The 10,397-nt window shown below is 69.7% G+C and carries 8 protein-coding genes; 7 read left to right on the top strand and 1 reads right to left on the bottom strand.

Annotated features, from left to right (window positions below; genetic code table 11):
- The first annotated feature begins 82 nt into the window (after positions 1-82).
- Genes soxX through VF794_RS32020 form a run of 3 tightly spaced genes read left to right on the top strand, consistent with a single transcriptional unit; the run spans position 83 to position 3,453 of the window.
- Positions 83-724, top strand: coding sequence for a sulfur oxidation c-type cytochrome SoxX (gene soxX / locus VF794_RS32030; protein WP_331116915.1), 642 nt, complete (start codon positions 83-85; stop codon positions 722-724).
- Between the two features lie 25 nt (positions 725-749).
- Positions 750-2,477, top strand: a complete 1,728-nt coding sequence (gene soxB, locus VF794_RS32025) for a thiosulfohydrolase SoxB (RefSeq protein ID WP_331116914.1) — start codon at positions 750-752, stop codon at positions 2,475-2,477.
- Positions 2,478-2,484: 7 nt separating this feature from the next.
- Positions 2,485-3,453, top strand: coding sequence for an MBL fold metallo-hydrolase (locus VF794_RS32020; protein ID WP_331116913.1), 969 nt, complete (start codon positions 2,485-2,487; stop codon positions 3,451-3,453).
- Positions 3,454-3,455: 2 nt separating this feature from the next.
- Here VF794_RS32020 and VF794_RS32015 read toward each other — a convergent pair whose 3' ends face one another.
- Positions 3,456-5,288 (bottom strand): monovalent cation:proton antiporter-2 (CPA2) family protein, encoded by a 1,833-nt coding sequence (locus VF794_RS32015; RefSeq protein WP_331116912.1) that lies wholly within the window; start codon positions 5,286-5,288, stop codon positions 3,456-3,458.
- A 125-nt stretch (positions 5,289-5,413) separates the two neighbouring features.
- On the opposite strand from VF794_RS32015, the gene VF794_RS32010 reads away from it, so the two are divergent.
- From VF794_RS32010 to VF794_RS31995, 4 genes are all read left to right on the top strand, one after another.
- Positions 5,414-6,322: a DUF2135 domain-containing protein gene (locus VF794_RS32010; RefSeq protein WP_331116911.1), complete on the top strand. Its 909-nt coding sequence runs from the start codon at positions 5,414-5,416 to the stop codon at positions 6,320-6,322.
- Positions 6,323-6,337: 15 nt separating this feature from the next.
- Positions 6,338-6,916, top strand: a complete 579-nt coding sequence (locus VF794_RS32005) for a DUF1175 family protein (protein ID WP_331116910.1) — start codon at positions 6,338-6,340, stop codon at positions 6,914-6,916.
- Positions 6,913-8,481, top strand: coding sequence for a hypothetical protein (locus VF794_RS32000; protein ID WP_331116909.1), 1,569 nt, complete (start codon positions 6,913-6,915; stop codon positions 8,479-8,481). The genes VF794_RS32005 and VF794_RS32000 overlap by 4 nt, the downstream gene beginning before the upstream one ends.
- Positions 8,478-10,397 (top strand): MG2 domain-containing protein (locus tag VF794_RS31995; RefSeq protein ID WP_331116908.1); only part of this gene is annotated, 1,920 nt, incomplete at its 3' end. The genes VF794_RS32000 and VF794_RS31995, both read left to right, overlap by 4 nt.

Below are 10,397 nucleotides of genomic sequence, written 5' to 3'. Positions count from 1 at the left end.
GCTCACGATGTACCTCGCGGTCAGCGCCAACGGCGGCGAGCTTCAGGCCCCCACCATCAAGCGGTAACCGGAGATGAGCACCATGAACGAGCGCAGAGCGAGCCGGACCGGTGCGGTGGCCATGGTGGCGGTGCTCGCCATCGGAGGCGCCGCCGCCGCCGCCGACAAGAAGAAGAAGGACTACCGCGCCGCGGCCGTCGAGGTGATGAAGGCCTCGTTCCAGACCAAGGGGCAGGCCTCGGTCGACCGGCTGAACCAGGACGAGGTGCAGACGACCTGCTCGCAATACAACGCCAGCAAGCCCGTTCCCAAGGAGCTGGCCAGGAAACTCCAGGAGGCCCAGCTCGCGACGATCCAGTACCCCGCTGACGGCAAGTACCTCGGGAGCTGGGAGAACGGCGAGAAGATCGCCCAGACGGGCGTCGGCAAGCAGTTCAGCGATGACCCGTCCAAGCCCGCGGGCGGCAACTGCTACGCGTGCCACCAGCTCTCGCCCAAGGAGCTGTCGTTCGGGACGATCGGCCCGACCCTCCACCAGTACGGCAAGCTGCGCGGGAACACCGAGCCCATCCTCAAGTACACCTGGGGCAAGCTGTGGAACTCGCACGCCTTCAACGCGTGCTCGGACATGCCGCGCTTCGGCCACCAGGGCATCCTCACCGAAGAGCAGCTCAAGGATGTGATGGCGCTCCTGATGGATCCGGAGTCGCCGGTGAACAAGTGACCGGCCAGTCCTCCCGCCCTCCCACATGAACCGCCGCGAATTCCTCTCGACGCTCGCCGCCGCCTCCGCCGCCGGCTTTCCGCTCCTCCGCTCCGAGGCGCTGGCCGCTCCCGCCCGGCAGCCCGCCGCGCCCTATGAGCTGCCGCGCTTCGGCACCGTCCACTTCCTGCACTTCACCGACAGCCACGCCCAGCTCCTGCCGCTCCACTACCGCGAGCCGGAGGTGAACCTCGGCCTCGGTGCGGCCAAGGGCAGGCCGCCGCACCTGGTGGGCGAGCGGCTGTTGAAGCACTTCGGCCTCCAGGCGCGGACGGCGGAGGCGCATGCGTTCACCTGCCTCGACTTCACCAGGGCGGCGGCGAGGTATGGCAGGGTGGGTGGGTTCGCCCACCTCGCCACGCTGATCAAGCGGTTGCGCGCCAGCCGCCCCGGCGCGCTCCTGCTGGATGGGGGCGATACGTGGCAGGGCTCGGGGCTCTCGCTCTGGACCCGGGGGCAGGACATGGTCGACGCCTGCAAGCTGCTCGGCGTGGACGTGATGACCGGCCACTGGGAGTTCACCTACGGCGCCGAGCGCGTCCAGGAGGTCCTCGCCCAGGACTTCAAGGGACGGGTCGACTTCGTCGCGCAGAACGTGAAGACGGCCGATTTCGGCGACCCGGTGTTCCCGCCCTACGTGCTCCGCGAGCTCAACGGAGTGCCGGTCGCCATCATCGGTCAGGCCTTCCCGTACACGCCCATCGCCAACCCGCGCTACCTCGTCCCCGAGTGGACCTTCGGCATCCAGGAGGAGAACCTCCAACAGGTCATCGAGGAGGCGCGAGGGAAGGGCGCCCAGGTCATCGTGCTGCTGTCCCACAATGGGATGGACGTGGACCTCAAGCTCGCCTCGCGGGTGCGCGGGCTGGATGCCATCCTCGGGGGCCACACCCATGACGGTGTGCCACGGCCCCTCCTCGTGAAGAACGCCGGTGGGCAGACGCTCGTGACCAATGCCGGCTCGAACGGCAAGTTCCTCGGCGTGCTCGACTTCGAGGTGAAGGGCGGCAAGGTCACCGACTTCCGCTACCGGCTGCTGCCCGTCTTCGCCAACCTGCTGCCCGCCGACCCGGAGATGGCCGCGCTCATCTCCCGGCTCCGCGCGCCCCATGAGGAGAAGCTGGGCGAGAAGCTGGCCGTGACGGAGGGGCTGCTGTACCGGCGCGGCAACTTCAACGGCACGTTCGACCAGGTGCTCCTCGACGCGCTCATGGCCGAGAAGAACGCGGAGATCGCCCTGTCACCCGGCTTCCGGTGGGGGACGACCCTGCTCCCCGGCCAGGACATCACGATGGAGGACGTGCTCGACCAGACGGCGATCACGTACCCTTACACCACCGTCTCCACGCTCACCGGCGCCCAGCTCAAGGCGATCCTCGAGGACGTGAGCGACAACCTGTTCAATCCGGATCCGTACCTCCAGCAGGGCGGTGACATGGTTCGCGTCGGAGGGTTGAGCTACGCCTGCGACCCCACGGCGGGGGTGGGGCACCGGATCCAGGACCTGCGGCTCGGAGGCAAGCCGCTGGAGGCGGGCAAGAGGTACAAGGTGGCGGGCTGGGCCCCGGTCTCCGAGGAGGCTCGGGAGGCTGGCGGCGAGCCGATCTGGGACGTCGTCGCGCGCTACCTGCGCGGCCAGAAGACGCTCGAGGCGCGGCGGCCCTACCTCCCCAAGCTTCTCAATGTCGCCGGGAACCCTGGCCTCGCGAGGTAGCCGCCCCATGCGCCCGTCCCTCGTTCCTCTTGGGGTGGCCGCCGTGGTGGCGCTCCTGGGCCTCTTCCCGCTCCGCGCCAGTGCTGGCGAGCGCGTCACCGTCCAGGTGAAGCCGATCCAGGTCGGCCCGCACTCGTATTACGTGCGGGGCCTGGCCAGCGAGGCCTCGAACGAGAACCAGGGCTTCATCTCCAACGCGGGGTTCGTCGTCACCCCGGCCGGGGTCGTCGTCTTCGACACCCTCGGCACACCCGCCCTGGGCGAGGAACTGATCCGGCAGATCCGCAAGGTGACGCGCCAACCCATCCAACGCGTCATCGTCAGCCACTTCCACGCCGACCACGGCTACGGCCTGCAAGCATTCAAGGCCATTGGCGTGGAGGTGTGGGCCCACCGTGAGGGCAAGCTCTACCTCGACTCCGACCTCGCCCGGCAACGGCTGGAGCAGCGCAGGAAGATGCTCGCGCCCTGGGTGGATGGGGAGACCCGGCTTGTCCCCGCCGACGTGTGGCTCGACGGCGACACCACGTTCGAGCTGGGCGGTGTGCGGTTCGAGCTCATCTTCCTCGGCCCGGCGCACTCGCCCGAGGACTTGATGCTGAAGGTGAGCCCCGATGGGGTGCTGTTCTCCGGGGATCTGCTCTTCACTGGCCGCATCCCGTTCGTCGGCGAGGCGGACAGTGCACGCTGGCTCGCCGCCATTGAGCGGCTGCTCGCGTTCAAGCCCAAGGCGATGGTGCCGGGACATGGCAAGGCGTCGAGCAATCCCGCCGCCGATCTGATGCTCACCCGCGATTACCTCCTCTACCTGCGCGAGGTGATGAAGCGGGCGGTGGACGACTTCGTTCCCTTCGACGAGGCGTACGGCAAGGTCGACTGGAGCCGGTTCTCCCGCTACCCGGCCTTCGAGGCCGCCAACCGGGTGAACGCGTACAACACCTATCTGCTCCTGGAGAAGGAGTCCCTGGCGAAGTAACCTCAAGGCTGGGGTAGCTCCTTCGCCTCCTCGGCCCCGTCGCCCTGCACCTGGGCCTGTGCCCGCGGCTGGTTGTCCTGCTCGAAGAGCGAGCGCAGCTCCTCGCGGGACTGCAGCACCGAGCGCATGAACTGCTCCTCGTCCTGGTACACCGCATGCTGTTTGAGCAGCAGCTCCTCGTCATGGACGCGGAAGCGCTCGACGATGTCCCTGGCCCGCTCCTCCTCGAAGCCGAGCCCCCGCAGGACGTGCGCGGCCATCTCCAGGCTCGACAGCAGGGTCTCGCGGTTGAGCACCTTCACGCCCTGATCCAACAGCCGGTAGGCGTGTGCGCGGTTGCGCGCCCGGGCGTAGACGGGCAGCTGCGGGAAGTTGCGGCGCACCAGCTCCGCCGTGCGTACCGAGGCGTCCGGATCATCGATGGCCAGCACGAAAAGCTTCGCCTGGGAGGCTCCCGCGGCGCGCAGCAGCTCCAGGCGCGAGGCGTCGCCGTAGTGAATCTTGTTGCCGTAGCGGCGCACGAAGTCGACCTGCTCGGGGCTCACCTCCAGCGCGGTGAAGCCGATGTCCAGCATGTTGAGCACGCGCCCGATGACCTGCCCGTACCGGCCGAAGCCGGCGATGAGCACCGGCTGTTGATCGGCCTCCTCCACCCGGTCGTACTCCACGGCCACGGTGCGCCGCAGCATGCGTTGGACGAGGGTGTCATGCAGCGTCAGCAGCAGCGGCGTGACGGCCATGGACAGGGAGACCACCACCACGAGCAACTCGGTGAGCTCGCGCTCCATCACGCCCGCGGTGGCGGCGACCCCGAAGAGCACGAAGGCGAACTCGCCGCCCTGGGCGAGCGCCAACGCCATGATGCGCCGCCCCTGGAGCATCAGCCCGATCGGCCGCCCGAGCCAGTACAGCACGCCGCCCTTGATCGCCATCAGTCCCACCACGCACGCGGCGATGCGCAGCGGTTGGTGGGTGACGAGCGCCAGGTTCATGGACATGCCCACCGCGATGAAGAAGAGCCCCAACAGCAGGCCCTTGAACGGATCGAGGTCCGCCTCGAGCTCGTGACGGTACTCGGAGTCCGCGAGCAGCACGCCCGCGAGGAACGCGCCGAGCGCCATGGAGATGCCGACGAAGCTCATCAACAGCGCCACCCCCACCACCACCAGGAGCGCGGTGGCGGTGAAGATCTCCTGGAGCTGTGTGGAGGCGATGAGCCGGAAGAGGGGGCGCACCAGGAAGCGTCCGCACAGCACCACCGCGGCGAGCACGGCCACCACCTCGAGCAAGGACAGCAGCGAGAAGCCGCTCCCGGGTTCTCCGTGCCGGCCGGAGAGCAGGGGGATGAGCGCCAGCAAGGGGATGACGGCGAGATCCTGGAACAGGAGGATGGCGAAGCTCTCGCGACCGTGGCGGGCGGAGAGTTGATTGCGCTCGCCGAGGAGCTGGAGGGCGATGGCCGTCGAGGACAGCGACAGGCCCAGGCCGGCGATGATGGCGGCCTTCGGGGACAGGCCCAGCGCCAGCCCCGCGCCCGCGAGCAGCAGGCCGCTGAGCAGCACCTGGGCCGTGCCGAGTCCGAACACGGAGCGCCGAAGCGCCCACAGGCGCTGGGGTTGCAGCTCCAGGCCGACGATGAACAGGAACAGCACCACGCCGAACTCGGCGAAGTGGAGGATGTCCTCCGGGTCTCGGATGAGCCCCAGGCCCGAGGGGCCGATGACGGCGCCCGCGACCAGGTAGCCGAGGATGGAGCCGAGCCCCAGCCGCTTGAAGAGCGGCACGGAGAGCACCGCCGCGATGAGGAAGATGACGATTTGGTTGAGGAGGCTCATCCAGGGATTCCAGGGGTTCACCCCGGTCTAGGAGGCTCCATCGTCCACCGCAAGCTCTCTTGAAATACAGCGACCATCCGGCGCAGGCTGTCCTCCGTCTCATCCCTCGACAGGACCCGCCCCCGATGCTGCCCGTACTCCTGGCCGTGCTGCTCTCCCAGGCCCCGACCGCCGCCCATCCCCGTCAGCAGGGCGTCCCCATCGGACAGGGCAAGACGCTGCCCACCGTCCGTCTCTCCGCCCCCTCCGGCGGCTGGACCGTGGACCGCATGCTCCTCGTGGAGGGCACCCTCAGCGACACCACCATCGACCCGGTGGTCATCTCCATCAACGGCGACCGCTACCTGATGCGCACCTTCAGCGGGCGCTTCAAGCGCAAGTTCCCCGCCGCCAGCGGCAAGAACGTCGTCACCGTCATGGCCACCAACCAGGCCGGCACCGCTCGCGCCCAGGCCACCAGCTACGCGCAGATTCCTCCCGTCCCGCTCAAGACCGTCCTCACCAGTGACACCGAGGGCGTCTACACGGACCTCCACATCTACGAGCCCACCCCCGACAGCCTCTCCCAGGCCAAGGAGGGCTCGGGCCAGGTGCTCGACCTCAAGAAGATGGCCCACGTCTACAGGGCCGACACCGAGAGCCCCAGCGGCGTCACCTTCAACCTCAACGAGCAGGGCGGTGATTTCGACGACCCCGCCTATGGCCCCTACCTCTACGTCCACCGCGCTCCTCCCAAGGGCCTCTACCTCATCGCCACCAACTACTGGCCCAGCGGCGACAAGGCCCACACCGTGGCCACTCTCAACGTCGTTCTCTACGAGGGCACCCCCCAGGAGGTGCGCCGCATGGTCCGCATCCCCCTCGCCACCCCCGGCTCCACCCGCGTGCTCGCCTGGGTGAACGTGCTCGGCGATGGCAAGGCCGAGGTCTATGTGCCCTCGCAGGACCCCGCCCCCAAGGGCGCCGCGTGGCCCCGGAACCTGGACGAGGCCGTCAAGACGCTCTCCGGTGGCGGTGTAGACTCCGAGGGCTGAGTCCTCCACCTCTCCATGTTCGCCTCGCTCCTGCTTCTCTCGCTCCAGGCGGCCTCGCCCGCTCCCGAGGCCCTCGACGCCCTGCTGCGTCGCGAGGTGGCCCAGGTGGCGCTCGCCCAGGTGCGCCGCATGGACCCGAGCTGGCACCCCGCTCAGCGTGACTGCGCGGGCCTGGTGCGTTTCACCTTCCGCGGCGCGTACCGGCGCTTCCACCCCGAGCGGCTCGCCTCTCCCCTGTGGCGCGATGACTCGGGCGCCCCCTCCGACTTCGCCGACGCCGAGATGCTGCTGATGCACAGCTTCGTGCCGCTCGGTCGCGACGAGGCCGCGCGCGAGTCGCTGCGCACCGGAGACCTCGTGGCCTTCCGCCAGGAACGTGACGCCGGCCCCCTCTTCCACCTGATGCTCGTGGTGCGCCCCGAGGACAAGGCCCACGCCCCCACGCGCGTCGTCTACCACCCGGGCGAGAAGGGGGCCGCCGTGCGCACCGGCATCCTCCAGTCGCTCGTCACCGAGGCGCCCCTGGAGTGGCGCCCGGTCCCCCAAAACACCGCCTTTCTCGGCTTCTTCCGCTTCAAGGAGTGGATGCGATGACTTCGAAACCTCCCAAGGCCCTCCTCGTGGGCCTCGGCATCGCCGTGCTCGTCCTGGTGGCGCTGGTCGCCTTCTTCATCGGCCGCGGCTCCTCCGGCGGTTCGTCGGGCACGAGCTCCGGTGCGGTCTCCGGCTCCTCGGGGACGGGTAGCGCCGGCGGGGGCTCCGTGCTCTCGGCCATGCCTCCCGCGTCCGACAAGCCCCAGAAGCTGGAGGTGCCCACCGAGCCGGTGCGCCCGGCCTTCTGGGTGGACGTCTACTCGCCGAGCAAGGTGCGCGAGGCGCTCTCCGGCAACGCGTGGCTCCAGGACCAGCTCCAGAAGCCGCTCGGCAAGGGCTTCGTGGGGGGGTGGGCCGCGTTCCTCGGCACTCGGGGCGAGGACCTGGGCGGCTCCTTCAAGGGCGCCGTGTTCGATGTGATGGCCGGCCAGTTCCTCGCCGCGCCGTTCCGCGTCATGTGGTTCTCCGGGGAGACCCGCTCGGGCACTCCCGCCATCATCGTCTCCGAGCCCGGCAATGCCGCCGAGGCCGCCTTCCAGTCGATGAGTGGCGCGGTCCGCCGCAACGAGATGACGGCCGATGCGTGCCCGGGAGGGCAGGGGGAGGTGCCCACGGGGGGGTTCAAGCTGGAGCGCTGGCTCGTGGCCGAGCAGGCGCTGTGGGCCGCCCGCACCGAGGAACGACTGGTGTTCGGCCGGCACCCGGCGGTGGTGCTCCAGGGGCTTTGTGAGCCGCACATGCACATCGAGGAGCCCGAGGGCGTGGACGTGGAGCTGGGCTTCGCCCCCGAGCCGCTCGGCCGCGAGGCGCAGCTCCTCACGCATGTCATGGGCGTGGCCAATGGCATCCGCCTCCAGTTCGTCGTGCAGGGCAACCGGCTGGTGGGCCGTGGCATCGCCGGGCCCGTCGCGGAGGAGCCCCGGCTGGACAGCGCGCCGCTCTCGGACGAGCTGCTGAAGCTCGTCCCCGAGGAGACGCCGGTGCTGCTCGCGCTCCAGCTCAAGCTGCCCGAGACGTTGGAGCAGAACACCCTCAAGGCCTTCTGGTCCGGCAAGGGCTCCGCGGGCCCGTTGCGCACGCGCCAGGTGGCCCTGCTGTGGACACCTCGGGGCGATGCGAACCTGCCCTCCGAGGTGGCCCTGCTGTGGGGCCGGCCCGAGGACGCGGCGGCGCTCGGGCAGCTCTTCTCCGGGCCCAACCGGCTGGAGACCGCCACGCTGTGCGGCCACCAGGTGCTGGCCTCCACGCCGGACGTGCTCGCGCGGCTGCGCAAGGCCTGCGAGGGCAAGAGCCCCAACCTGCTCAACGCCGCGGGTCCGGTGGTACAGGGGCTGCGCGCGCCGGGCTCGGTGTCCTTCGGCGTCAACACCGGGCGGCTGCTCGGCACGTTGATGGCGGATGGGTACGTGTCGCAGTTGCCGCAAGAGGATTCGCAGAAGCCACGCTCGCGCGCGGCGCCTCCGGAGATCGAGGCCGCTCGGCGTGACTTGGAGACGCTGCCGTACCTCGGCCTTCGGGGCACGGTGGAAGGCAATCGACTGATTCCGGGAGGGTTTGGCTCATGAGGTACTCCGCTCGAATCGCGGCACTGGCCGCGCTGATGTTCGCTGGCGTGGCGGCGGCCAAGCCGCTCTACATCACCGTTCCTCGTGCCTACGGCAGCGGGGAGCCCGTGGCCGTGGACGTGGCCTTCGAGAACAAGGGGCCCGTCGAGCTTCGCGTGCTCCAGCCCGCGGACATCGACGCCTTCATCCGCGCGCAGGGGGACCTCCGGCGCGCGTACCAGGTGCCGCCCACCACGGCGAATCCCGGCAACGCGCTCAGCCGCGGCCTCAACGCGACGCACTCGCCGGGCTCGTTCCTGCTCTTCGCCCTCAACGAGGACTTCCGCAAGGCCGTGGCGCCGGGCCTGCCCGCGCGTCCACCTCCTCCTCCGGGGCGCCCCCTGGCCCGCGTGTCCGAGGGCCCCGAGAAGCTCGTGGGCATTCCACCCGGCTTCTCCGTGGTGCGCAGCCAGTGGTTGAACCTGGACCTCGGCGGCTCCGAGCGCGAGTTCAGCGTCCCGGGCTTCGACACCTCCTATTACGACAGCGGCTACGAGGAGCGCCGGGTGACGCTCGCGCCGCTGCCTTCCGGCACGTACATCCTCCAGCTCGTCCAGGGTCGCGTGGAGGGGCAGGTGGTGCTCGTCGTCACCGACCTCACCGTGCAGCTCAAGCAGACGGACGGGCAGGTGCTGGTGCGCGTGGCGGGGAGGGATCAGAAGCCACGCGTGGGCGCCCAGGTGCGGGTGTACCTGCCCAACGGCAAGGGTCCGAGCGGCACCACGGACGACAAGGGCGAGGTGACGTTGGCCGTGCAGGAGCCGCGCCTCATCGCCACGGCCACGTCGGGCCAGGACACGGCCATCGTGGACACGGACTTCTACTCGTCACTGGCGGTGGCTCCGGACGTGTTCATCTACAGCGATCGGCCCATCTACAAGCCGGGCGACGAGGTGAAGTTCCGGGGCGTGGTGCGCCAGCCGGACACCTTCCTCGCGCGCCTCTTCACGCCGCGTCGGCGCGACGTGTCGGTGAAGCTCGTCTCGGCCGAGGGCCGCGAGGTGCTGACGCGCGTGAAGGTGGACGAGTTCGGCAGCTTCGCCGGCAACATGATGGTGCCCGGAGACCTGGGCACGGGCGTGCTGCGCGTCATGGCCGAAGTGGACACGCAGCCACACCAGGGCGAGGCGCGCGTGCAGGACTACGTGAAGCCCACCTTCTACCTGGAGCTCCAGCCGGAGAAGGAGACGGTGGTGCCGGGCGAGACGGTGCGCGCCACGGTGCGGGCCCGGCGCTACGCGGGCGGCGTACCGCCGGGAACGAAGTACGAGGTGTTCCTCTACCGCACGCTGCTGGACGCACCGGCCTGGGTGGATGACTCGGGCATGGGCGGGCAGGGGAGCGCGGTGACGTACGGCAGTTCCTCCACCACGGAGGGCAAGCTGAGTGTCCCCGAGCGCCTGTTCTCCACGGTGGCCCTGCGCGAGGCCGAGGAGGATCCCTGGGCGAGCGCCGCCACGTTCGACGAGAACGGTGAGGCGCGGCTCGAGATTCCGGTGCCCGCGCTCAAGGCGGGCGAGGAGCGCTTCCCGTACCGCTACACGCTCACCGTGCGCGCCCGGGATGACCAGGCGACGTTCGCCAACGCGAGTGCCTCCTTCTTCCTGTCCAAGGTGGAGGTGCTGGGCTCCACGCGCTACTCGGCGGCGGTGGTGAAGAAGGGCTCCGAGGCGCTGCTGGCCATCCGTGCCACCACGCTGTCCGGCAAGCCCTACGGCGCCACCCCGGGCGAGGTGGAGTTCGTGCTGCGCAAGGCCGATGGTGCCGAGAAGAGCCTGGGCAAGAAGGCCTTCACCACCGGGGCCGATGGTGCGTACCGCGAGAAGGTGCCCACGACGGACGTGGGCGCGGTGGTGGCTCGCGTCACGGTGAAGGAC

The organism is Archangium sp. (assembly GCF_036389735.1).
GTDB lineage: Bacteria > Myxococcota > Myxococcia > Myxococcales > Myxococcaceae > Archangium.
The sequence above is the reverse complement of the archived record's forward strand: the minus strand, read 5'-3'. Positions and strand labels throughout refer to the sequence as shown.

Excerpts from the sequence above, each read along its gene's own strand:
- soxX (WP_331116915.1), top strand. The coding sequence starts at position 83 with ATGAACGAGCGCAGAGCGAGCCGGACCGGTGCGGTGGCCATGGTGGCG.
- soxB (WP_331116914.1), top strand. The coding sequence starts at position 750 with ATGAACCGCCGCGAATTCCTCTCGACGCTCGCCGCCGCCTCCGCCGCC.
- VF794_RS32020 (WP_331116913.1), top strand. The coding sequence starts at position 2,485 with ATGCGCCCGTCCCTCGTTCCTCTTGGGGTGGCCGCCGTGGTGGCGCTC.
- VF794_RS32015 (WP_331116912.1), bottom strand. The coding sequence starts at position 5,288 with ATGAGCCTCCTCAACCAAATCGTCATCTTCCTCATCGCGGCGGTGCTC.
- VF794_RS32010 (WP_331116911.1), top strand. The coding sequence starts at position 5,414 with ATGCTGCCCGTACTCCTGGCCGTGCTGCTCTCCCAGGCCCCGACCGCC.
- VF794_RS32005 (WP_331116910.1), top strand. The coding sequence starts at position 6,338 with ATGTTCGCCTCGCTCCTGCTTCTCTCGCTCCAGGCGGCCTCGCCCGCT.
- VF794_RS32000 (WP_331116909.1), top strand. The coding sequence starts at position 6,913 with ATGACTTCGAAACCTCCCAAGGCCCTCCTCGTGGGCCTCGGCATCGCC.